Genomic DNA, 23,490 nt, shown 5'->3' with positions numbered 1-23,490 from the left:
GCATTTACTCGAAGGATTAAGCTGATTAAATACAAGAGATAGATAAAACCTGTTTTACTTTTTTATAAAACGCCAGTTAATCTAACATTCAATAGATATTAACGTATTTATCCTCATCATATATAAAAATTGGTATCACATATGTAGCTGCTTTTTCAGTCCTCCTCGTAGTTTTTTAAGAAGTATAAAACTGAAAAAGTATAATTGGCATCAAAAATAAAAAAGCCCCTTAAGATACATGGAAATGTATCTTAAGAGGTAATTTCAAAGAAATTATTATTTTTTAGCAATAATATGAATTGGGTTACCTAATGCAACTTCTGCAGTTTCCATTGTAATTTCACCTAAAGTAGGGTGAGCATGGATTGTCATTGCTACATCTTCAAGTGTCATACCAGCTTCAATTGCTAAGCCTAATTCAGCAATCATATCTGATGCACCGACACCAATAATTTGAGCGCCTAGTAATAAACCATCTTCTTTACGAGCAACAAGTTTTACAAAGCCTTCTGTTTCGTTTAATGCTAGAGCACGGCCATTAGCTGCGAATGGGAATTTGCCAGCAGATACTTCAAAGCCTTCTTCTTTTGCTTGTGCTTCTGTAAGACCTACAGTAGCCATTTCTGGATCTGTGAAGCATACAGCTGGAATAGCTAGATAATCGACAACTGATTTTTGTCCAGCAATAGCTTCTGCAGCAACTTTACCTTCATAAGATGCTTTATGGGCAAGTTGTGGTCCAGGAACGATATCACCGATTGCATAAATGTTTGGTATATTCGTACGACCTTGTTTGTCAACTTTTAATAGGCCACGTTCGCCAAATTCAATACCAATTTCTTCTAAGCCCATATCATTTGTATTTGGACGACGACCTACTGTTACTAATACATAATCAGCATCCAAAGTTTTTGCTTCGCCTTTTACTTCGTATTTAACTGTAACACCTGTTTCAGTTTCTTCAACACCTTGTGCTAAAGCTTCTGTTTCAATTGTTACGCCTTTTTTCTTAAGACCTTTTTTAACGATAGTTGTCATTTGTTTTTCAAAGCCAGCTAAAATATCTTTGCCGCCTTCAAGAATTGTTACTTGTGAACCTAGATTAGCATATGCAGAACCAAGTTCAGTACCAATGTAACCGCCACCAATTACAACAAGTTTTTCAGGTACTTCTTGTAATGATAGTGCGCCAGTTGAGTTTAATACACGATTTGAGAATTTAAATGTAGGAATTTCAACGGGGCGAGAACCAGTTGCAATAATAGCATTTTTAAATGTATAAGTTTGTGCAGATTTTTCAGTGATTACTCGTAAAGAGTTTGCATCATGGAAATAAGCTTCGCCTTTTACAACTTCAATATTATTTCCTTTTAACAACCCTGAAACTCCACCAGTTAATTTTTTAACTACAGAATCTTTGAATGCTTGAGCTTTTTTAAAGTCAATTTTAACTTCTGGAACAATTACACCCATATCATCTGAGTGTTTTGCTTGTTCGAAGCGATGTCCGACAGAGATTAATGCTTTTGATGGGATACAACCAACATTCAAGCATACGCCTCCTACGTATTCACGTTCAATAACTGTTACTTTTTGTCCAGTTTGTGCAGCGCGGATTGCAGCTACATATCCACCAGGGCCTGCGCCTATAACAATTGTATCTGTTTCGATTGGAAAATCTCCTACTACCATTTTAATTACGCCTCCATTAATAATAATTCAGGTTCACTTAACAAGCGTTTAATATGGTTTAACGCATGTTGAGCAGTTGCGCCGTCGATCATTCGATGATCAAAGCTCAATGATAATGCTAACACAGGTGCTGCTACAATTTCACCATTTTTTATCACAGGTTTTTCAGAAATCCTACCGATTCCCAAAATTGCTACTTCGGGGTGGTTAATTACTGGAGTAAACCATTGGCCACCTGCTGAACCTATATTAGTAATTGAGCAAGAAGCACCTTTCATCTCATTTGAAGCCAATTTTCCTTCACGAGCTTTTGTCGCTAATTGATTGATCTCATCTGAAACGGCAAATACTGATTTACGATCAGCATGTTTGATAACAGGAACAAGTAATCCTTTATCTGTATCTGCTGCAATACCTATGTTATAGTAATGCTTTTGAATAATTTCTTGTGTTGCATCATCCAAGGAACGGTTAAACTCTGGGAATTCACGAAGAGTACTTACTAGAGCTTTTACCACATAAGGAAGATAAGTTAGCTTAATACCTTTTTCTGCGGCAATAGCTTTGAATTTTTTGCGATGTGCCACTAATTCAGTTACATCTACTTCATCCATTAGCGTTACATGAGGTGCTGTTTGTTTAGAGTGAACCATTGCTTTTGCGATGGCACGGCGAATGCCAGACATTTTTTCTCGTGTTTCTGGGAATTCACCTTGAAGTTCAACAGGTGTTGATGTAACTGTTTCAGTCGAATTTTCATCAATTGCAGATGACACATCCACTTTTTCTGCGTCTTCTTTTGCTCCGCCATTTTTAAATGCCTCAATATCCTCTTTTAGGACACGACCATTTTTCCCTGTTCCTGCAACTGATTTAATATCCACACCGTTGTCACGAGCAAATTTACGAACAGATGGCATCGCAATTACACGCGCTGGTGAATCTGCTTCTACTGCTTTAGTTTCAGGTTCCTTTTGTTCTACAACAGGCGCTTTTTCTACCTTTTTGCCATCTTCAGCAGTCGCTTGTACTTGTGCTTCTGTATTTGCTGCTTCCTCATCTTCCTTATGCCCATGAAGCTCAAGATCTTCGTATCCAGGCGCATCAATTTCTAAAAGAACCGTACCAACTGTTGTTAATGTACCCTCTTCAACAAGAACCTTTTCAACTGTACCTTCAACTGGAGAAGGTATTTCTACAACTGCTTTGTCATTTTGCACTTCTGCCAATACAGTATCTTCTTCAATTTTATCACCTGGTTTAACAAACCACTTTACAATTTCTCCCTCATGGATACCTTCTCCTATATCTGGTAAACGGAATTTATATGCCATGTAATTCACCCTTTCTTTGTATTAGTTAAATTAGAATTCTAAAACTTTTTTAGCTGTTGCAACAATATCTTTTGAATTTGGTAACCATACAGCTTCCGCTTGTGGGAATGGGTAAACTGTGTCAGGTGCTGTTACTCGTAAAACTGGTGCTTCAAGACTTAAAATAGCACGTTCTGTAATTTCACTTACAACATTTGCAGCAATACCAGCTTGTTTTTGAGCCTCTTGAACAACAATTGCACGGCCTGTTTTTTCAACAGATGCAATAATTGTTTCAATATCTAATGGCTGTATAGTTCGTAGGTCAATCACTTCAGCTGAATAATTTTCTTTTTGCAATGCTTCAGCGGCTTTTAACGATTCATGAACCATAGCACCATAGGCAAAAATAGAAATATCTGACCCTTCACGTTTAATATCAGCTTTACCAAGAGGAATTGTATAAGATTCTTCCGGTACTTCTTCACGGAATGAGCGATAAAGTTTTAAGTGTTCTAAAAATACAACGGGATCATTATCACGAATAGATGAGATTAAAAGACCTTTTGCATCGTAAGGAGTTGATGGAACGACTACTTTAAGTCCCGGTTGAGATGCAACTAAACCTTCTAAACTATCTGAGTGCATTTCAGGCGTATGTACACCGCCACCAAATGGAGAGCGAATTGTAACAGGTGCTCCTAGGCTTCCCCCTGAGCGATATCTCATACGCGCTAATTGACCACAAATCGAATCCATTACTTCATATACGAAACCGAAAAATTGAATTTCAGGTACTGGTCGGAATCCTTGAAGAGCGAGTCCAATAGACAGACCACCAATTCCAGATTCAGCAAGTGGTGTATCAAATACACGATCCTCACCAAATTCTTTTTGAAGACCTTCAGTTGCACGGAAAACGCCTCCGTTTACACCTACATCTTCACCGAATACTAACACATTTTCGTCTTCTTTTAATTCACAACGAAGTGCATCTGTAATTGCTTGAATCATTGTCATTTGTGCCATCGGTTACTTCGACTCCTTCTCAGTGTAGATTTGAAATTGTTCTTTCAAGTTGAATGGAAGATCTCCATCATTCATATTACGGATAAGATCTGTTACTTTTTGTTTTGGTGTTTCATCTGCTTTTTTGATAGCAGCTTTAATTTCTTCTTTTGCATTTGCAATCACTTCTGCTTCTTTTTCTTCACTCCATAATCCTTTAGACATTAAGAATTTACGGAAGCGAACAATAGGATCTTTCTTTTCCCATTTAGAATCTGTTTCAGAAGTACGATAACGAGTTGGATCGTCTCCTGCCATTGTATGTGGACCATAACGGTAACAAACTGTTTCGATTAATGATGGACCTTCACCTGCAATTGCACGTTTGCGAGCATCACGAGTTGCCACATAAACTGCCAATGGATCCATACCATCTACTTGAATACTTGGAATACCTGCTGCTATCCCTTTTTGAGCAATTGTAGAAGCAGCTGTTTGCAATTCACGTGGAGTAGAAATTGCATATTGGTTGTTTTGGACGATGAATATTGCCGGTGCTTTAAATGCTCCTGCAAAGTTGATTCCTTCATAGAAATCACCTTGTGATGAACCACCATCACCTGTATATGTTACGGCAACTTCTTTTTTGCCGCGTTTTTGAATACCTAGTGCAACTCCCGCTGTTTGAACATATTGGGCACCAATAATAATTTGAGGTGATAACACATTCACATCTTCAGGAATTTGACCGCCTACGAAATGTCCACGTGACCATAGGAAAGCTTTCCAAAGTGGAAGTCCGTGCCATACAATTTGTGGTACATCACGATAGCCAGGTAAAATATAATCTTCTTTTTCAAGTGCATAATGTGAAGCAATTTGAGAAGCTTCTTGACCAGCAGTTGGTGCATAGAACCCTAAACGTCCTTGACGATTCAATGAGATTGAACGTTGATCCAAAATACGTGTAAAGACCATACGACTCATCAATTCAACTAATTGTTCATCGGATAACTGAAGGTCTACCTCCGTGTTAACAATTTCCCCTTCTTCATTTAAAATCTGGAACATTTCAAATTTCTCTTCGATTTCCTGTAAATTTACTACCGGATCGAATTGTTGAACTTTTTTAGAAACCATGCTATCACATCTCCTTCATTTCTGTATTATAACTTTATACTAATTTCAGTAATACAGCAACCATTTATAATAGTATACCGAATAGTCACTCAACGGTCAACGTAAGTATATATAATATCCAATAATAAGCGTAAACTTTTAGATAACATACTGTATCATACAGAATCGGCACACTGTTATATATAACAGTATTGTTTCATCATTCTTTACTAACACAGTTTTAACAGTTCAATTATTACCTTTTCTTTCATTCCTAAAACAATCTTTTATGTATATTAGTTACTTTCCATTGAATGCAAAGGTTCTTAGGTTATAATAAATAGGAACTATTATTGAAAGGGAGAGCACTATGATTTTAATGCACGATATCATTCGAGAAGGTCATCCAACTTTAAGAGAAGTTGCAAAAGAAATGACTTTCCCTCTATCTATAGAAGAAAAGCAACTAGGTGAAGATTTACTTCAATTTTTGATTAACAGTCAAGATCCAGAAATAGCAAATAAGCATAGCTTACGTTCAGGCATTGGTATTGCAGCTCCACAAGTAAATGTCTCTAAAAGAATGTTTGCTTTGCATTTACCTGATAGTAAAGGCAAACAAATTAGCATGGTTGTCATCAACCCTAAAATTGTCAGCCATTCTGTAGAAGGATCTTATGTATCCTCTGGAGAAGGTTGTCTTTCAGTTGACAGGGATGTACCGGGATATGTTCCCCGTCATGCACGTATTACAGTAAAATTCTTTACACCAGATGGTGAAGAAAAGAAAATGCGTTTAAAAGGTCTACCTGCGATAGCATTTCAACATGAACTAGACCATCTAAACGGCATCATGTTCTACGATCACATTAATAAGGACAATCCTTTCGCTGAAATACCAAATGCTAGTCCATTAGAAGAATAAAAAAGAGGCTATACAAGAGTGAAAATCCTTCACTTTTGTATAGCCTTTTTTTATAACTAAATTTAATACATTAACATAAACCTAATTTTTTCATAGCTAGCGCTAATCCATCGTGATCAACATGATCGGTTACAAATGTTGCTGCCTCTTTTGCTTTTTTATGGCCATTCCCCATTGCAACACTAGTTCCTACAGATTGAAGCATTTCTACATCATTCAATCCATCACCAAACGCTATTGCATCCTCAATATCAAAATCCGTATTCTTTAAGAACTGTTCTATTCCGTATGCTTTTGACACGTCTTTATTAATAACATCTACAGAAAATTTATGCCATCTAATAAATTTCAACTCAGGAAACAGAGATGCATAATTCCCTTCTTCTTTTTCATTAACATATAGCAATATCTGATAAATATCTGAATGCTTATAATATTCTTCGTCGACTTCTGGCATCGGATAATACAAAGAATCCATACTAACTTGTACTCTCTCATCATCTTTTGTTGCTGAAGTCATTTTCACATCATCTAAATAGACAATAGGGACATTTTCATTTGTAGCTTGTGCCACAAGTTTATCAATTGTCTCCATCGGAATTGGTCTTTTTGAAATTACCTTTCCTTTGTATACAACATATTGTCCATTAAAGCTAACAAAGGAATCTAAACCGAGCTCCTCTAATACTGGTTTCAAAAAAAATGGTGATCTGCCGGTCGCTATCGCTATCTCATGTCCATTCTCCTTCGCCTTCTGAATAGCATTGTAGGTTGCTCTTGGTAACTTTTTTTCTGAATTATATAAAGTTCCGTCAATATCAAAAAATAAAATTTTATTTTTCATAAAATTTTGCCAACCCTCTTTCATATTTTCACTGTTAAGGAAATTATCTTTACATTTATTACCTAATTTAATATAATAAACATAAGGAGTGATATGCCATGTTCAAACGTCTAAAAAAACAACTGTTGAAAAGGCTTCGTGGCTTACTCGAGAAAAAAACAATCGCATAAAATCACTTTGCCCTTCATAATTTGGAGGGCTTTTCTTTATTTTAGTTTATCTACATGATAATATAAAGGAAATGCAATTATTTTGAACGTGTTAAAGGAGAGCAAAAAAATGATTTACAAAGTTTATTACCAAGAAAATGTGCTTGAAGTACCAGTTCGCGAAAATACTAAAAGCTTATACCTTGAAGCAGAGGATGTACGTGAAGCCCGTGAAAAGCTTCAAGGTCGCGGTTACAACATCGAATATATTCAATTGCTTGAAGGAAATTATTTAGAATACGAACAAGCAAGTGAAAATTACAAATTGGAGAACTTCTAATTTAATGAAGTTTGTCAAAAATGACCAAACTGCAGTTTTCGCACTCGGCGGACTGGGCGAAATCGGTAAAAATACTTATGCAGTTCAATTCCAAGATGAGATTATCTTAATAGATGCGGGTATTAAATTCCCCGAAGATGATCTTCTTGGTATCGACTATGTCATACCTGATTATACTTATCTAGTACGTAATGTCGATAAAATTAAAGGTCTTTTTATTACTCATGGTCATGAGGATCATATTGGTGGTGTACCTTATTTACTTCGCCAAATTAACATTCCTGTTTACGGAGGCAAATTAGCACTCGGCTTGTTACGCAACAAATTGGACGAGCATGGCTTACTCCGTCAAACAAAACTGATTGAAATTAAAGAAGACGACGTTATTAAATTCCGTAAAACATCTGTAAGCTTTTTTAGAACAACACACAGTATTCCAGATGCATTCGGTATCGTTGTAAAAACACCACCTGGTAATATCGTTCACACAGGTGATTTTAAATTTGATTTCACTCCTGTAGGAGAACCAGCAAACCTCACTAAGATGGCTGAAATTGGTCGCGATGGAGTTCTTTGCTTATTATCCGATAGTACAAATGCTGAGCGTCCAGAGTTTACAATGTCTGAACGTAAAGTAGGAGAAAGTATTGATGAAATACTTCGTAACGTAGAATCTAGAATTATTTTTGCAACATTTGCATCTAATATTCATAGATTAAAACAGGTTACAGATGCAGCGGCCAAACACGGTCGTAAAGTAGCTGTATTCGGTAGAAGTATGGATAATGCGATTACAATAGGTCGAGAATTAGGCTATATTACGGCACCTAAAGAAACATTTGTAGATGCACAAGCATTAAATCGTTTACCAGCTAACGAAGTTATGATTCTTTGTACTGGTAGTCAAGGTGAACCAATGGCTGCTTTATCTCGAATCGCAAATGGTACACATCGTCAGATTCAAATTCAACCTGGTGATACAGTCGTATTTTCTTCTTCTCCAATTCCAGGAAATACGATTAGTGTAAACAAAACCATTAACTTGTTATATCGTGCTGGAGCCGAAGTTATTCATGGTTCACTCAATAATATCCATACTTCTGGTCATGGTTCTCAACAAGAGCAAAAGTTAATGTTACGTCTTATTAAACCAAAATTCTTTATGCCAATTCATGGTGAATACCGTATGTTGCGTATGCATGCAGGTTTGGCTGAAGATTGTGACGTTAATCCAGATAACATCTTTATCATGGAAAATGGTGAAGTTCTAGCATTAAGTTCAGATGAAGGCCATGTTGCAGGTCGTATCCCTTCAGGTTCAGTCTATATTGATGGGAATGGCATCGGTGATATAGGTAATATCGTATTGAGAGATCGTCGTATCCTTTCAGAAGAAGGCCTTGTTATTGTAGTAGTAAGTGTTGATATGGAACAACAAAAAATCGTCGCTGGTCCAGATATTATTTCACGTGGATTTGTTTACATGAGAGAGTCTGGTATGATGATTAATGAAGCACAACAAATGCTAAACAAACATTTGCAACAAACATTACAAGAGAAAACACCTCAATGGTCAGAATTGAAAAGTGAAATCACAGATGTTTTAGGACCATACTTATTTGAAAAGACTAAACGACGTCCAATGATTTTGCCAATAATAATGGAAGTATAATAGAAAGTTCTTTACATGATAGGCTATGAAAAAGAGTGTCTGAAAATTTAGAGACACTCCTTTGCACCAAAGATGGTGGAATTTTGATTCGCCCACCGCTGGGGCATACTTCATAAATTTATTATAAAAAAAGGGGTTATCCAAAAGTTTTTCACTTATTGGATAATCCCTTTTAGCTTCCAAAATTAATTCGTTTAGTTAAGCATTTTCTTCTCAAAGCGACTAATATCTGCATCTGCACCAATAACAATTAGTATATCGCCTTCATGAATAACTTCATCAGCTTGAGGTGATACAATAATATCGGTTTCTCGTTTAATAGCAACAATATTAATACCATATCGTGCACGAATATCTAGTCCTATAATCGTATGTCCTTCAAGTTGATTGTTTACTTTGATCTCCATGATAGAATGCTCATCTGATAATTCTAAATAATCGAGTACATTATTAGACATCATATTGTTAGCAATCCGAATCCCCATATCCCGTTCTGGGTGCACTACGTGATCAGCGCCTATTTTCCGAAGTACTTTTTCATGGTAATCATTCTGAGCCTTAACAGTTATTTTTTGTACACCTATTTCTTTTAACATTAACGTCGTTAAAATACTTGATTGAATATCATCACCAATTGCTACAATAACATGTTCAAAATTGCGGATTCCTAAAGATTTTAAAACAGATTCATCTGTTGTATCTGCTACAACGGCTTGTGTAGCTATTGCTGCAAATTCATCGACTCGTTCAGGGTGTTTATCGATAGCCATGACTTCTGCACCTTGATGGACAAGTTCATTGACTATACTACCTCCAAATCTCCCTAAACCGATGACAACAAATTCCTTTTTCATGCTTATACCTCCGATTTCTGTAGCACATCTCCAAGCTGTATCTCAATCTATTTTACCAAACAATTTCAAGTTTCGCTTTCAAGATTAAAAAAAGGCTACCCTATACAAAGGCAACCTTTTATTTAAATTGATTTAAATTATGCATTTCTTACTTCATCAAGCACCCGATTAACACGTTTTTCAAGCATTTTCATGCCGCTACCACCTGCTTGGAAATGACGAAGTTTGCCGTCTTTATCAAAAACATAATATGCAGGTACATATTGATTTTCAAATACATCTGTAAGTTTCAACTCACTATCACAAAGATTGGTTGAGTAATACCATGGTTTTCAGCAATAACTTTAATTTCATCCAGATCCAAGTCTTTTTCAGAACGTGGTATATGAACTGCCACTACATTTAACTCATCTTTATATTTATCGCGGAAGTTATTTACTTCTGGCATAGCTTCTTTACATAAATGACAACTTATTGACCAGAAGTGGATTAATGTTGGTTTTTCACCAACTAAATCAGCTTTTGAAACTTGACCATTTAACCAAGCTACTTCACCTACTAATTCAGGCATTTCAGAACGTAATTTCATACTATTTCACCTCATAATTTTCATTAAGTATGTTTTTTCAATATACTTTTTTAAAAAAGGACCTAACTCATGTTAGGCCCTAGAATTAAGAACTATCAGGATTAACCTTCTAGTAATGCATCACCTGGGTGCCAGTTTGCTGGGCAAAGGCCACCAGTTTGTAATGCTTGAAGTACACGTAAAACTTCGTCTACGTCACGACCAATATTGTTGTGATGTACTACTTGGTATTGTAATTCGCCTTCTGGATTGATGATGAATAGACCACGTAGCGCTACGCCTTCTTCTTCAATTAGAACGCCATATTCTTTTGCTACTTGTTGGTTATGGTCAGCTGCTAAAGGATAATTCAATTGACCAATCCCATTATCAGTACGGTCTTTGTTAATCCACGCTAAGTGAGTGTGGATTGTGTCCGTTGATACACCGATAATTTCTGCATCAAGATCTTCAAATTCGTCGAAACGGTCAGACATTGCAGTAATTTCAGTTGGGCAAACAAATGTAAAATCCATTGGATAGAAGAAAAGTACTGTCCATTTGTCGTTTTTCATATTTTCTTCCAGACTTACTTTGCCAAATTCTTTGTTTGGCATTACTGCATGCATTTCAAAGCGTGGTGCTTGTTTTGCTACCATACGTTCTGCCATCTTAAATCCCTCCATTAATCTTTAATTTCTGTAACTTTTTGGTCTACCATCTATTTGATAATGTAACAAATACTTCTATTAAACGCAAAGATTACAACCTATAATTTCTCGTAATTCCGATAAAATGTGGCGAAATTTCTAATTTTTTCTTTCTTATCGTCCGCATTTATTTCTATCAACAATTAATAGTTTAATTATAAAAACACAATAGATCGCCTCCAAGAAAATAGGCCATCCATTGTGTTTTATCAACATGATATTTTGTGAAAATCTATTCTTCTTTGCTTCCTAGGCAGCGTTCACATTCATATAATGTAGATTCGACTTGCTCCACAATTTCACATCCGCATTCAGTACAAAGTTTTGGAAATCTTTCGTTTTGTTCGTTTTGCATACTATCTCCTCCTAATTATAGTTAATGTTTGGCTACCAAGCTGTTTAGAATTTTAAGAAATATGTTGGTAGCTTGGGATTGTTAAAAATTCTTCAAATTCATCTTGTATTGTTAACTCAGAAAAAATTTCAGCTGCTTCTTCAAAACGCCCAGTTACATAATTTTCATATCCAACTTGGTCTTCAATTTTTTGAAGCTCTTCTTTTAGTATTTTTTTAAATAACACGACATCAATTTTTTGGCCATTTTCTAATTTACCCTCAGGATGTCTAATCCATTGCCATACTTGTGTACGAGAAATTTCAGCTGTAGCTGCATCTTCCATCATATTATTGATAGGTGCAGCACCGTTACCTCTCAACCAAGAAGCAATATATTGCACACCAACACTGCAATTGATTCGTAATCCATCTTCAGTAATCGTACCTTGTGGAACTTCCAATAAATCTTCAGCAGTTACATGTACATCCTCACGCTTACGATGAATCTGATTTGGCGTTTTCATATGCTCATCAAATTGTTCCATTGCAACAGGTACTAAGCCAGGATGCGCAACCCATGTTCCATCATGTCCATCTGTCACTTCACGTCTTTTATCTTCACGAACCTTTTCAAACGCAATCTCATTTGCTACAGCATCATCCTTGATAGGAATTTGTGCAGCCATACCACCCATAGCAGGTGCATTACGTTTATGGCAAGTTTGGATACATAATTGTGTATACGCTCTCATAAATGGCGATGTCATCGTTACTTGGCCTCTATCAGGTAAAATAACATCCGAATGATTACGTAGTCGCTTAATATAACTAAATATATAATCCCATCGCCCACAATTTAAGCCAGCAGAGTGATCTTTTAGCTCATATAGTATTTCATCCATTTCAAATGCCGCCGTTATCGTTTCAATTAGGACTGTTGCTTTAATCGTACCTTGCGGAATATCAAGATAGTCTTGCGCAAAGACAAACACATCATTCCATAATCTCGCTTCTAAATGACTTTCTAATTTTGGTAAATAAAAATATGGACCAGATCCACGTTCGATTAATTCTTTTGCATTGTGATAGAAATATAAACCAAAATCAAAAAGGCTTCCTGACATTTGCTCACCATTGATTTCTACATTTCTTTCCAATAAGTGCAACCCTCTTGGACGAACTAACAACGTTGCAGTTTTATCATTCAAACGATATTCTTTACCATTTGATGATTGACTAAAGGAAATTGTTTTACGTACTGCATCGTACATATTAATTTGACCTTCAATCATATTTTCCCATGTTGGAGAAGTAGCGTCTTCGAAACATGCCATAAACATTTTAGCTCCTGAATTTAAAGCATTAATAACCATCTTTCGTGTAACTGGACCAGTAATTTCAACTCGGCGGTCTTGCAAATCTTCAGGTAAGGTGGCAATTGTCCAATCACTTTCCCGGATTTCCTTCGTTTCATCTAAAAAGTTTAAAGCAGTGCCTTCATCTAATTGCTTTTGGCGTTCTTCCCTTTGTTCTAATAATACTTTTCTTCTTTCATTAAATCGCAACTGTAATGTTGCAATAAATTGCAAAGCATCCGGTGTCAAGATTTTTTCTGTTGATGCATTTTGTGAACCTTTTATCTCAATAGTAGGCTTGGTAGTTTGTTGAATCCCCAAATGAATCATCCTTTCAAATTAGCTACTTAGAAAAACAATGATAGACTGTTTGAAGCACTCTATGAATATCTATATCTCAAATTATTGTAAGCAATTTAAATATAGGTTTTATAAATAGAAGGTACAACAAACAGTCGTGTTGTCATATTTGACTAATTGGTTCAATTAAGCAAACTGTGCAGTTTCAGTTGAACCTTTCATAGCTGTAGTTGAAGACGTACCACCTGAAATCACTTGTGATACTTCATCAAAGTATCCAGTACCTACTTCACGTTGGTGTTTAGTTGCTGTATAACCCTTTTCTTCACTTGCAAATTCTTCTTGTTGTAATTTAGAGTATGCAGCCATTCCATTATCTTTATAGTCATGAGCTAATTTGAACATACTATGATTTAATGCATGGAAACCTGCTAGTGTTACAAATTGGAATTTGTATCCCATTTTTCCTAGTTCAATTTGGTATTGTGCAATCGTTTCATCATCAAGATTTGCTTTCCAGTTGAACGATGGAGAACAGTTATAAGCTAATAGCTTGCCTGGGAATTTCTCATGAATCGCATCAGCAAATTGTTTTGCTTCTTTTAAATCGGGTTTAGATGTTTCACACCAAACAAGATCTGCATATGGTGCATAAGCTAAACCACGAGCAATTGCTTGATCGATACCAGGTTTTGTACGGAAGAATCCTTCTGGTGTTCTTTCGCCTGTGATAAATTCTGCATCACGAGGGTCAATATCACTTGTAACCATGTCTGCTGCATCCGCATCAGTACGAGCGATTAAAATAGTAGGAACACCTGATACATCTGCTGCTAAACGAGCAGCAATTAGGTTACGGATTGCATTTTGTGTTGGTAATAACACTTTTCCACCTAAGTGACCACATTTTTTCTCAGATGCTAATTGGTCCTCAAGGTGAACTCCTGCTGCACCAGCTTCGATCATTCCTTTGATTAATTCAAAGACATTTAACGGGCCACCAAATCCTGCTTCTGCATCTGCTACGATTGGAGCAAACCAGTCAAACTCGTCTTTACGACCTTCTGCATAATCAATTTGATCTGCACGTTGTAGTGCTTGATTGATACGTTTTACTACTTGTGGAACAGAGTTTGCAGGATATAAAGATTGGTCTGGATACATTTGACCAGAAAGGTTTGCATCAGCTGCAACTTGCCAACCACTTAAGTAAATTGCTTTTAAACCTGCTTTAACTTGTTGAACTGCTTGATTTCCCGTAAGGGCTCCAAGTGCATTGATAAAATCTTCTTCTTGCAAAGATTTCCATAAACGGTTTGCACCTTTTTCTGCTAAGGTATGTTGAATTTGTACTGATCCTCTTAGTTTTACTACTTCCTCAGCCGTATATGGACGCTCAATACCATTCCAGCGCTCCTCATTTTTCCAGCTTTTTTCAAGTTGCTCAATTTGTTGTTGTCTTGTTAACATATAATCCACACCTTCCACTTTGTCTTTTTAACGCTAGCTCTTTATATAAAATACACCCCTATATTTTGTTGCATAACAGCTATCGTTGTTATAAACTAATATACAACAGAAGGTGTATTTTGTTATTATTTTTGGATGAAATCCCCTTTTTTTGAGATAAATGATTGTATTTCAAAGATGAATGAGGAGGAAGATAAAATGGTACAGGAAACAGAAATTTCTATTAAGATAGCAGCAAATCAGTACTGTTCTTTATTAAAAGATTGGCTTCCAGAAGATGCTTCAATTGCAATTGCAGTTGAGGAGACCTATGTTTATTACGCTGCTGGTACACATGACATTCTATTAGATAACGGGAAAAAGATTAAAAGAGGAAGTATTGCAGATCAAGTGATTAATAAGCGAAGGAAAGTAGAAGCTATTATAGATGAGGAACTTCTTGGTACTGCATACTACGGTATTGGTTATCCTATAAATTTCTTAGGGAAACCTGCTGCTTTAATCATTATTCTTTCCCCTGAACACCCAGAGGCTAAAGGTAAACCTTTACGATTCGTGACAGGAAAACAGCAAGATCAATGGGTACCAATCTCCATTGAACAAATATCTCACTTTGAAAGTCTAAATAAAAAAACTTGGTTTTATGTTGATGATGAACAATACAAAATCAATTTTACCTTAAAAGAACTATCGAGAAGATTACCAGACTTCTTTTTAAGAATCCATCGTTCCTATATTATTAACATCCACTCTATTGATCGAATAACACGTGATTTTTCATCGAACTTAATCATTAGCATGAAAAATGGTACAGAGCTTCCTGTAAGTAATTCATATTTAATTGATGTGAAACGAGTATTAGAATTTTAATCTTTTTATTTAAACAAAAAGCTATTTCTGAAAAGCCCTTTAAGACACATCCATAGTAACGAAACGTGAAAGTAATGATTGGATAATCGCTAGAGCAGTACTTTATAGCTTATATTTTTTACAAAAAGAAGGACTTTCCTATAAGATTTTTATAGGAAAGCCCCTCTTTTTTAAGATGCTATTTTACTAATATTATAGTTTAAATCGTACCACTTTATTTTGAAGTTCTTCGGATAGGTTAGCTAACTCTTGTGCATTTTTGCTAATTTCTTCATTTGAAGCAAGTTGTTCTTCAGTAGCAGCACTTGTGTCATTTGCACCATCAGCAACTGAAGATGCCAATTCTTGAACTTGTTTTGCTCCATTAGTTACTCGTTCTGTTTCATCTTGGATTTTTTTGATTGCAACAGAAACAAATTCAACTTTTTCAACAACGCCTTGAACGCCTGTCTCAATTTCATTGAAAACACTTAGTGATTCGTGAGTTTTATTAAGTCCCTCTTTTACTTTTTCTCCACCAGTAGTAATCGCTTTTACTGCATTGGCAGAAGCATTTTGGATTAATTGAACCATTGATTCAATTTCAGATGCTGAATTTTTAGATTGTTCAGCGAGATTTCTTACTTCTTCAGCTACTACAGCAAAACCTTTACCATATTCTCCAGCTCTAGCTGCTTCTATTGCTGCATTTAGCGCAAGTAAATTAGTTTGTTCTGAGATATCTGTTATTAAATTTGTAATAGATTGAATGTCATCAGAATGCTTAGCCATCATTTGCATAATTTCTGTTGTTTCTTGGAATGTACTATGGATGGTATCCATTTGAGTAGCTACATCTGAAACAACTGAAGAACCTTGATCGACTAAACGATTTACACCATTTGTTGCTTGAAGCATTTCTGTATTATGACTAGCAATTTGATCGACGCTTTGTTGCATTTCTAACATAGAATTTACAGAACTAGTTATATGTTTAACCTGTTGTTCACTAGCTGCCATTTGTTCCTCTGCTGATTTTGCAACCATTTGTGTAGATGCTAAACTTTCTTGTGAGCTTGCAGATAATTCTTCTGCATTCGCAGCAACTTGCAAAGAAGTATCACGTACATTCGAAACAATACCTCTTAAATCCTTCGACATGCGATTAAAAGTAGAGGCCATTACACCTATTTCATCTTTATTGTTTACTTTAATCGGTTCAACAGCTAAATTACCGTTTGCGATTTCTTCCAATCCATTTGTGATTTTATGTACAGGTTTTGAAATACTTTTACTTATTAAATATGAAATAACAATACCAACTAATAAACTGATGATGGTTAATACAATGACAATTATATTAGCTGTATTTTGATATTTTTGTAACTCAGTTCTCGTATCTGCCATATGATTTTCTTGGACTTTTTTTAAATCTGCTAAGATTTTTAAAACTTCCCCATTTAATTTATACGATTGAGCTGAATATTGACTGTAATCTTTTCCCGCTTTCTTTAGTTCGATAACTTTGTTGTTAGATTCAAATAATAATTGACTTTGCGTTCTAAGATCTGCTAATAGTTTTTTGGATTCCTTATCCTTGGAACTCTTAATCAATGCTTTTGCGGAAGCTGACCCTTTCTCAATTTGAGCCTGAAAATTGGCTACAGCCTCGTCTTTACCAAACATTACATATTCCAAGATTGCAGTTGCCATATCTTTTTGAATGACAACAATATCTTCTACATAGTTAATGCGCTCAACATCATTATCTAAAACAGCTTCATATCTGCCTGTGAGATCAAAGGTTGAATAGATAGAGTAGAAATTACTATTAATAAGATTAAAATGGATGAAAAACCAACCCACATCTTTTTAGCTATTGTTTTTTTCATATTACGACTCCTTTTGACTATATTCGACACTGTAACATTATACTATATTCACTTATTTAGTAAAACGAAAAGGTAATTATACTCAAAAATTTAATAATAAATATAATCCTATGTAACTATATAAATTACTACAAAACATCTTATTTATTATTATCACTTTTGAAATATAAAATTTCTTCTTCTCTTAATAAATAAAATATATTTATTTTTACAAAAAAGGTTGAAAAATATGCTTAATTTTGTATAATAAATAACGTTTTAGTAAACTTGAAGTTTTGTAAAACTAAACTTTTGTTATTCAAAGTTAGGCGAAAGTAAACTTACCTAGCTCCTAGTTTACAGATAGTAAATAATTGAGGAGTTCGTTTAGATGCAAATTGGCAAAAAAATTAAACGACTTCGCCTAAAAAAAGGGCTAACCCAAGAAGAATTAGGCGAAAGAACAGATTTGAGCAAAGGATACATCTCTCAACTAGAAAGAGATTTAAACTCTCCTTCTATTGAAACACTCTTCGCATTATTAGAAGTTCTTGGTTCTACCCCCAAGGAATTTTTTGATGATGAAGTAGAGGAACAAAAAGTTGTATATACAGAAGAAGATCACACTATTTACACGGACGAGGAAAAAAAATATTGTATTGAATGGCTTATTCCAACTTCCAATGAAAAAGAAATTGAACCCGTCATAATCACTTTTGAAGAACACGGGGAATTCAAGCAATTCGAGCCTTCTTTATCCGAAACTTTTATATACGTCTTAGAAGGACGAGTAAGACTTATTTTAGGTAAACAAACATTTGTCGCATCAAAAGGACAGACAATCTACTTTGATGCTTCTGACAATCATCAATTATTCAATGATTTTGCAGGTAAGACAGAAATTTTATTAGTTGCAACTGAATCATATTTGTAGCATTGGAGGACAGTAAATGACAGAAAACACTATTATTCGCTTTGATAATGTTTCAAAATCATATAGCGATGGCACGATTGTATTAAAAGATATTAGCTTTGAAATGGAACGTGGTAAGTTTTATACCCTACTAGGTCCATCAGGCTGTGGTAAAACAACTATTTTACGTCTTATCGCTGGCTTTATGGAACCAACAAACGGGACTATTTATTTTAATGGTAAAAAAATTAATAATGTTCCTGCAAATGAACGACAAGTTAACACTGTATTCCAAGACTATGCACTGTTTCCTCATTTAAATGTCTTCGAAAATGTTGCATTTGGTTTACGTATTAAAAAAGTAAGCGAAGCAGAAATTATTAAAAGAGTGGAAGAAGCTTTAAAGTTTGTTAACTTAGCTGGTTATAGTCAAAGAGAAATATCGGAAATGTCAGGTGGTCAACGTCAACGTGTTGCGATTGCAAGAGCGATAGTAAATGATCCAGAAATCATTCTACTAGATGAACCTCTTTCCGCACTTGATTTAAAACTACGTACAGAAATGCAATACGAACTTCGTGAATTACAACAACGTTTAGGAAAAACTTTTGTTTTTGTAACACATGACCAAGAAGAAGCACTTGCAATGTCAGATGAGATTTTCGTATTAAATGAAGGACTTATCCAACAAAGTGGCTCCCCTGTTGATATTTATGATGAACCAATTAACCGCTTTGTAGCTGATTTCATTGGTGAATCCAATATTGTTCCAGGGATTATGGTAAAAGACTTCGAAGTTACGTTTACGGGTAAAACTTTTGAGTGTGTTGACCAAGGGCTGAATCCAAATGAAAAGGTAGATATCGTCATCCGCCCAGAAGATTTAGAAATAACTGATGTTGAGCATGGAAAACTAGTTGTTAAAGTAGATACTCAGCTTTTCCGTGGCGTACATTATGAACTTTCAACTTATGACCAAGATGGCAACGAATGGCTTGTACACTCATTGAAAAAAGCAGATGTTGGTGCAAAAATCGGCTTAGACTTTGACCCAGAAGCTATTCATGTAATGCGTTTAAATGAATCTGAAGAAGATTTCGATAAACGATTAGAATCCTATGGAGAAGATGAAAATGCGTAAGAAAGGGAATTTACTTTCACTAATCCCCTATTATATTTGGATTCTATTATTTGTAATTGCACCAATTCTTTTAGTCGCATATTATTCCCTATTAGATTTACATGGTCATTTTACGATAGAAAACTATAAAAATTTCTTTACTAGTGTTTATTTGAAAATGACATTGAGTTCTTTCTGGTATGCGTTTTTAATTACTTTATTTTCATTGTTGGTATCTTATCCAGCAGCATATTTCATCACAAAATTGAAGCATAAACAGCTTTGGCTTATTTTAATCATTATTCCTTCATGGATTAATCTACTTTTAAAAACATATGCATTCATAGGCATTTTTGGTAATAAAGGACCTATTAACGCTTTTGTACAAGCTATTGGCTTACCAAAGCAACAAATTCTATTTACAGATATTGCATTTGTATTTGTAGCTGTTTATATCTTTATACCATTTATGATACTACCTATTTTCAATGCACTCGATAAGTTAAATCCTGCATTAATCGATGCTTCACGTGATTTGGGTGCTTCTAAATTTACTACTTTACGTAGAGTTGTGATACCGTTGACGATGAATGGTATTAAATCAGGGATTCAAGCCGTATTTATCCCTTCCCTATCTCTATTTATGATTACACGCTTAATAGCAGGGAACAGAGTGATTACGCTTGGTACTGCTATTGAGGAACAATTTTTAGTGACTCAAAACTGGGGAATGGGTTCCACAATTGCTGTATTTTTAATTATCTTCATGTTGATCATCATGCTCTTTACTGGTGAAAAACGGAAAGGAGCGGTACGTAATGGAAAAACTAAGTAAAAAATCTAAACTCTACTTAGCATTCGTCTTTGTTGTTCTTTACGCACCTATTCTTTTCCTAGTGTTTTATTCTTTCAATAGTGGAGATTCAATGACGAACTTTAAATCATTCACATTAAGTCACTATAAAGATGTGTTCAATGATTCAAGATTGATAGTAATATTGATCAATACGGTTGTCGTAGCCTTACTTTCGGCCTTGATATCAACAATTATAGGTACACTTGGTTCAATCGGTATCATCGCTATTCGCAATCGCAAACTACGAAATATGGTTTTATCATTAAATAATATTCTTATTGTTAGCCCAGATGTTATTATCGGTGCATCATTTTTAATATTATTTACGATGGTTGGCGTTAAATTAGGGTTTACTTCCGTTTTACTTTCCCATGCAGCGTTTAGTATTCCGATTGTGGTCTTAATGGTATTACCAAAATTGCAAGAAATGAATTCATCATTGATTGATGCCGCATTGGATTTAGGGGCAAGCCGTCGTGATGTTTTAACTCGTGTCATCTTGCCATATATCAAACCTGGTATTTTTGCAGGATTCTTTATGGCCTTAACTTATTCTTTAGATGACTTTGCTGTTACATTCTTTGTTACGGGAAATGGTTTTAGCACTCTTTCTGTTGAAATCTATTCAATGGCTCGTGCTGGAGTATCTTTAACCGTTAACGCTATATCAGGAATCGTATTCTTTGTAACATTGATCCTTGTATTAGGTTATTACTTTATCTCAAATCACCAATCTAGAACGGGGGCTCAAAAATGAAAGCATTAGTACGAGCTACCATCGGTATTCTACTTGTTAGTGGTGTTCTTATGTATATTGCGCATGCAATGGATACTACTTCAGGTAAATCCGGAAAAAATATTTTAACGGTCTATAACTGGGGAGAATATATCGATCCAGCATTACTTAAGAAATTTGAAAAAGAAACAGGTATTCATGTTGTATATGAAACCTTTGATTCAAATGAAGCAATGATGACAAAAATCGAACAAGGTGGAACGAACTATGATATCGCTGTTCCATCTGAGTATACGATTGAACAAATGAAAGAACGTCATTTATTAAAAAAAATCGATCATAGTAAAGTTCCAAATTTAAAGAATATAGAACCCGATTTCTTAAACCTAGATTTTGATAAAGATAATCAGTATTCTATTCCTTATTTCTGGGGAACAGTAGGAATTGTTTATAATACAAAAATGATTAAGAACCATAACTTTGAAAGTTGGGACGAACTTTGGGATCCTTCTTTAAAAGGTAAAGTTATTTTGGTCGATAGTGCTCGGGAAGTTATGGGTGTTGGTTTAAATAGTATGGGTAAATCTCTTAACTCAACCGATAGCCATGAATTACAGGCTGCTACTAATAAACTGATTAAAATGGCACCTAATGTAAAAGCAGTTATTGGAGATGAAGTTACTCAGTTAATGATTAACGGTGATGCTGAAGTAGCCTTAACATGGTCTGGGCAAGCTGCAGATATGATGTACGAAAATGAAGACTTGACCTACAGTGTTCCTAAAGAAGGATCTAATTTATGGTTTGATAATATGGTTATTCCAAAAACGTCAAAAAACATTGACGGAGCACATAAATTTATCAACTTCATGTTAGATCCTAAAGTTGCTGCACAAAATGCAGACTACGTCGGTTACTCTACTCCGAACAGAGCGGCATTAAAGTTACTCGATCCCGAAGTTGTCAATGATGAACGCTACTACCCTCCTAAAGAAGTTCGTAACAAGCTTCATGTATATAAAAACTTAGGAAAACAAAAAATCGGTGAGTACAATGAACAATTTTTGAAATTCAAAATGTCCATTCGGTAAGATTTAAAAAATATAAGTTATATAAGTCTATGAGAAAGGGAAATTGCATGACGCAATTTCCCTTTTCTGCATATATGTATAACTTTTTTAATCTAATTTTATTGAATGACATATACACAACCGTTATAATGAAAAATAGTTTTAACATATATTTAGCATCACGAAATAAATAAGGAGATATTATACTATTATGAACAAAAGCAACAAATTTGCACTCCTATTATTAATGTTCAATATGTTTATAACGATGAGCGCTATTGGCTTAATCATTCCAATCATGCCTAACTTTCTTAAGGAATTTGGCGCAACGGCAAAAGTATTAGGATATTTAATCTCCATTATTGCTTTTGCTCAATTTATTTTTTCGCCAATTGCAGGAAGTCTTTCTGATCGCATTGGAAGAAAAAAATTAATCATCTTTGGTTTACTTCTTAATGGCTCTTGCCAAATTCTATTTGGATTAGCTACAGATTTATGGGAATTGTTCATATTACGGTTTCTAATAGGGGTAGGTTCTGCTTTCATAACTCCCCCTATAATGGGGCATTCGCTGCTGATATTACTACCTTAGAACAACGTGGTAAAGCCATGGGGATGATTGGTGCAGCTATTTCTTTTGGTTTTATGATTGGACCAGGAATTGGTGGCGCATTATCTAATGTAAGTTTGCACTTTCCTTTCTTTGTAGCAGGTGCAGCCGCTATTATCTCTGGTATTTTATCATTACTCTTTTTACCCAAAACGGCACCAGTTATTGTTGAAGCACCAGCTGGCAATAATATCGTAAAAGAAATGATTCGCTCGGTTAAAACACCTTATTTTATATTGTTAGTGGTTGTTTTTGTTTTCTCATTTGGTATTGCTAATTTCCAAGCAACATTATCTATGTTTTTAACCTATAAATTTCACTACACTCCAAATGATATTGCTATCTTAATGACGGTTGGTGGGTTCGTTGGGGTAATTGTCCAAGGCCTTTTACTTGGACGTCTATTCAAACGATTTGGTGAGATGAATATTATTTTGATCAGTTTAGTTGTAGCGGCTATTTCTATGCTCGGTATGATTTTCGTTAGTGGTTTCTTTATTATTTTATTTGTTGCAACCACATTCCAAACAGCGACTACTCTAATCCGACCAGCGGTAAATACGCTTATTTCAAAAGTAGCTGGGCAGGAACAAGGTTATGCTGCAGGGATGAACAATGCTTATATGAGTCTTGGTAATATGATTGGACCAGCATTAGCAGGAACCCTGTTAGATTGGCATATGAATATTCCTTTTATCTTAGGGACTGTTATATTAATAGTGTGCTTCGGAATCACTTATATTTGGAACAAAAAATCATTTTCAATTCAATAATCTTAAAATTAAGCGGCACCCTCTGATCGCGAGATGT

20 protein-coding genes and 2 pseudogenes are annotated in these 23,490 nt (G+C 35.1%); 10 read left to right on the top strand and 12 right to left on the bottom strand.

Going from position 1 to position 23,490, the window contains the following annotated elements; translation table 11 throughout:
- Positions 1-276: 276 nt before the first annotated feature.
- From lpdA to pdhA, 4 genes are read right to left on the bottom strand one after another with little or no spacing between them, the layout of a single operon-like run.
- Positions 277-1,692 (bottom strand): dihydrolipoyl dehydrogenase, encoded by a 1,416-nt coding sequence (gene lpdA, locus D1606_RS04065; protein WP_119414732.1) that lies wholly within the window; start codon positions 1,690-1,692, stop codon positions 277-279.
- A gap of 5 nt (positions 1,693-1,697) precedes the next feature.
- On the bottom strand, positions 1,698-3,026 hold the full coding sequence (locus D1606_RS04060) for a dihydrolipoamide acetyltransferase family protein (RefSeq protein ID WP_119414731.1): 1,329 nt from the start codon (positions 3,024-3,026) through the stop codon (positions 1,698-1,700).
- Between the two features lie 30 nt (positions 3,027-3,056).
- On the bottom strand, positions 3,057-4,034 hold the full coding sequence (locus D1606_RS04055; RefSeq protein ID WP_119414730.1) for an alpha-ketoacid dehydrogenase subunit beta: 978 nt from the start codon (positions 4,032-4,034) through the stop codon (positions 3,057-3,059).
- A gap of 3 nt (positions 4,035-4,037) precedes the next feature.
- On the bottom strand, positions 4,038-5,153 hold the full coding sequence (gene pdhA, locus D1606_RS04050) for a pyruvate dehydrogenase (acetyl-transferring) E1 component subunit alpha (protein WP_119414729.1): 1,116 nt from the start codon (positions 5,151-5,153) through the stop codon (positions 4,038-4,040).
- Between the two features lie 349 nt (positions 5,154-5,502).
- Here pdhA and def point away from each other — a divergent pair, with 349 nt between their 5' ends.
- The gene (gene def, locus D1606_RS04045; RefSeq protein ID WP_119414728.1) at positions 5,503-6,057 is read left to right on the top strand and encodes a peptide deformylase; all 555 of its coding nucleotides are present in this window, start codon (positions 5,503-5,505) and stop codon (positions 6,055-6,057) included.
- A 70-nt stretch (positions 6,058-6,127) separates the two neighbouring features.
- Here the strand turns inward: def and D1606_RS04040 are convergent, their stop codons facing one another.
- Positions 6,128-6,901, bottom strand: a complete 774-nt coding sequence (locus D1606_RS04040) for a Cof-type HAD-IIB family hydrolase (RefSeq protein ID WP_119414727.1) — start codon at positions 6,899-6,901, stop codon at positions 6,128-6,130.
- A gap of 279 nt (positions 6,902-7,180) precedes the next feature.
- Between D1606_RS04040 and D1606_RS04035 the strand changes: the two genes are divergently transcribed.
- On the top strand, positions 7,181-7,390 hold the full coding sequence (locus tag D1606_RS04035) for a DNA-dependent RNA polymerase subunit epsilon (protein ID WP_119414726.1): 210 nt from the start codon (positions 7,181-7,183) through the stop codon (positions 7,388-7,390).
- Positions 7,391-7,394: 4 nt separating this feature from the next.
- Positions 7,395-9,062, top strand: a complete 1,668-nt coding sequence (gene rnjA, locus D1606_RS04030; RefSeq protein WP_119414725.1) for a ribonuclease J1 — start codon at positions 7,395-7,397, stop codon at positions 9,060-9,062.
- 194 nt (positions 9,063-9,256) lie between these two features.
- Here rnjA and D1606_RS04025 read toward each other — a convergent pair whose 3' ends face one another.
- From D1606_RS04025 to aceA, 6 genes and pseudogenes are all read right to left on the bottom strand, one after another.
- On the bottom strand, positions 9,257-9,916 hold the full coding sequence (locus D1606_RS04025; RefSeq protein WP_119414724.1) for a potassium channel family protein: 660 nt from the start codon (positions 9,914-9,916) through the stop codon (positions 9,257-9,259).
- 137 nt (positions 9,917-10,053) lie between these two features.
- Positions 10,054-10,505 (bottom strand): annotated as a pseudogene (locus tag D1606_RS04020) (TlpA family protein disulfide reductase).
- A 101-nt stretch (positions 10,506-10,606) separates the two neighbouring features.
- Complete coding sequence (locus D1606_RS04015; RefSeq protein ID WP_119414723.1) at positions 10,607-11,155, bottom strand: peroxiredoxin; 549 nt, start codon at positions 11,153-11,155, stop codon at positions 10,607-10,609.
- Between the two features lie 271 nt (positions 11,156-11,426).
- Positions 11,427-11,549, bottom strand: a complete 123-nt coding sequence (locus tag D1606_RS18930) for a YhfH family protein (RefSeq protein WP_199670654.1) — start codon at positions 11,547-11,549, stop codon at positions 11,427-11,429.
- A gap of 52 nt (positions 11,550-11,601) precedes the next feature.
- A complete protein-coding gene (gene aceB / locus D1606_RS04010) occupies positions 11,602-13,200 on the bottom strand; it encodes a malate synthase A (protein WP_369973747.1) in 1,599 nt (532 codons plus the stop codon).
- 171 nt (positions 13,201-13,371) lie between these two features.
- Positions 13,372-14,655: an isocitrate lyase gene (gene aceA, locus D1606_RS04005; protein ID WP_119414721.1), complete on the bottom strand. Its 1,284-nt coding sequence runs from the start codon at positions 14,653-14,655 to the stop codon at positions 13,372-13,374.
- A gap of 198 nt (positions 14,656-14,853) precedes the next feature.
- On the opposite strand from aceA, the gene D1606_RS04000 reads away from it, so the two are divergent.
- Positions 14,854-15,525, top strand: coding sequence for a LytTR family DNA-binding domain-containing protein (locus D1606_RS04000; RefSeq protein ID WP_119414720.1), 672 nt, complete (start codon positions 14,854-14,856; stop codon positions 15,523-15,525).
- Between the two features lie 192 nt (positions 15,526-15,717).
- Here D1606_RS04000 and D1606_RS03995 read toward each other — a convergent pair whose 3' ends face one another.
- Positions 15,718-17,370 carry a methyl-accepting chemotaxis protein gene (locus D1606_RS03995; protein ID WP_119414719.1) on the bottom strand — a complete coding sequence of 551 codons (1,653 nt, stop codon included), beginning with the start codon at positions 17,368-17,370 and terminating at the stop codon, positions 15,718-15,720.
- Positions 17,371-17,766: 396 nt separating this feature from the next.
- On the opposite strand from D1606_RS03995, the gene D1606_RS03990 reads away from it, so the two are divergent.
- From D1606_RS03990 to D1606_RS03965, 6 genes and pseudogenes are all read left to right on the top strand, one after another.
- Positions 17,767-18,309 (top strand): helix-turn-helix domain-containing protein, encoded by a 543-nt coding sequence (locus D1606_RS03990; RefSeq protein ID WP_119414718.1) that lies wholly within the window; start codon positions 17,767-17,769, stop codon positions 18,307-18,309.
- Positions 18,310-18,325: 16 nt separating this feature from the next.
- A complete protein-coding gene (locus D1606_RS03985; protein ID WP_119414717.1) occupies positions 18,326-19,429 on the top strand; it encodes an ABC transporter ATP-binding protein in 1,104 nt (367 codons plus the stop codon).
- A complete protein-coding gene (locus D1606_RS03980) occupies positions 19,422-20,243 on the top strand; it encodes an ABC transporter permease (protein WP_119414716.1) in 822 nt (273 codons plus the stop codon). The genes D1606_RS03985 and D1606_RS03980 overlap by 8 nt, the downstream gene beginning before the upstream one ends.
- Entirely contained in the window at positions 20,227-21,021 is a 795-nt protein-coding gene (locus D1606_RS03975; protein ID WP_119414715.1) for an ABC transporter permease, read from the top strand. The genes D1606_RS03980 and D1606_RS03975 overlap by 17 nt, the downstream gene beginning before the upstream one ends.
- Positions 21,018-22,091: an ABC transporter substrate-binding protein gene (locus tag D1606_RS03970; RefSeq protein WP_119414714.1), complete on the top strand. Its 1,074-nt coding sequence runs from the start codon at positions 21,018-21,020 to the stop codon at positions 22,089-22,091. The genes D1606_RS03975 and D1606_RS03970 overlap by 4 nt, the downstream gene beginning before the upstream one ends.
- A gap of 190 nt (positions 22,092-22,281) precedes the next feature.
- Positions 22,282-23,453 (top strand): annotated as a pseudogene (locus D1606_RS03965) (MFS transporter).
- The last annotated feature ends 37 nt before the right edge of the window (positions 23,454-23,490 follow it).

The organism is Rummeliibacillus sp. POC4, assembly GCF_003576525.1.
In the GTDB taxonomy this organism is placed as follows: domain Bacteria; phylum Bacillota; class Bacilli; order Bacillales_A; family Planococcaceae; genus Rummeliibacillus.
This window is presented reverse-complemented; position numbering and strand designations above follow the sequence as displayed.

Bases quoted from the DNA above. Each gene is read 5' to 3' on its own strand.
- pdhA (WP_119414729.1), bottom strand. From the start codon at position 5,153: ATGGTTTCTAAAAAAGTTCAACAATTCGATCCGGTAGTAAATTTACAG.
- D1606_RS03990 (WP_119414718.1), top strand. From the start codon at position 17,767: ATGCAAATTGGCAAAAAAATTAAACGACTTCGCCTAAAAAAAGGGCTA.
- lpdA (WP_119414732.1), bottom strand. From the start codon at position 1,692: ATGGTAGTAGGAGATTTTCCAATCGAAACAGATACAATTGTTATAGGC.
- D1606_RS04040 (WP_119414727.1), bottom strand. From the start codon at position 6,901: ATGAAAAATAAAATTTTATTTTTTGATATTGACGGAACTTTATATAAT.
- def (WP_119414728.1), top strand. From the start codon at position 5,503: ATGATTTTAATGCACGATATCATTCGAGAAGGTCATCCAACTTTAAGA.
- D1606_RS03980 (WP_119414716.1), top strand. From the start codon at position 19,422: ATGCGTAAGAAAGGGAATTTACTTTCACTAATCCCCTATTATATTTGG.
- rnjA (WP_119414725.1), top strand. From the start codon at position 7,395: ATGAAGTTTGTCAAAAATGACCAAACTGCAGTTTTCGCACTCGGCGGA.
- D1606_RS03975 (WP_119414715.1), top strand. From the start codon at position 20,227: ATGGAAAAACTAAGTAAAAAATCTAAACTCTACTTAGCATTCGTCTTT.
- D1606_RS04025 (WP_119414724.1), bottom strand. From the start codon at position 9,916: ATGAAAAAGGAATTTGTTGTCATCGGTTTAGGGAGATTTGGAGGTAGT.
- D1606_RS03985 (WP_119414717.1), top strand. From the start codon at position 18,326: ATGACAGAAAACACTATTATTCGCTTTGATAATGTTTCAAAATCATAT.
- D1606_RS04060 (WP_119414731.1), bottom strand. From the start codon at position 3,026: ATGGCATATAAATTCCGTTTACCAGATATAGGAGAAGGTATCCATGAG.
- D1606_RS03970 (WP_119414714.1), top strand. From the start codon at position 21,018: ATGAAAGCATTAGTACGAGCTACCATCGGTATTCTACTTGTTAGTGGT.
- D1606_RS04015 (WP_119414723.1), bottom strand. From the start codon at position 11,155: ATGGCAGAACGTATGGTAGCAAAACAAGCACCACGCTTTGAAATGCAT.
- D1606_RS04055 (WP_119414730.1), bottom strand. From the start codon at position 4,034: ATGGCACAAATGACAATGATTCAAGCAATTACAGATGCACTTCGTTGT.
- D1606_RS18930 (WP_199670654.1), bottom strand. From the start codon at position 11,549: ATGCAAAACGAACAAAACGAAAGATTTCCAAAACTTTGTACTGAATGC.
- D1606_RS04035 (WP_119414726.1), top strand. From the start codon at position 7,181: ATGATTTACAAAGTTTATTACCAAGAAAATGTGCTTGAAGTACCAGTT.
- D1606_RS04000 (WP_119414720.1), top strand. From the start codon at position 14,854: ATGGTACAGGAAACAGAAATTTCTATTAAGATAGCAGCAAATCAGTAC.
- aceA (WP_119414721.1), bottom strand. From the start codon at position 14,655: ATGTTAACAAGACAACAACAAATTGAGCAACTTGAAAAAAGCTGGAAA.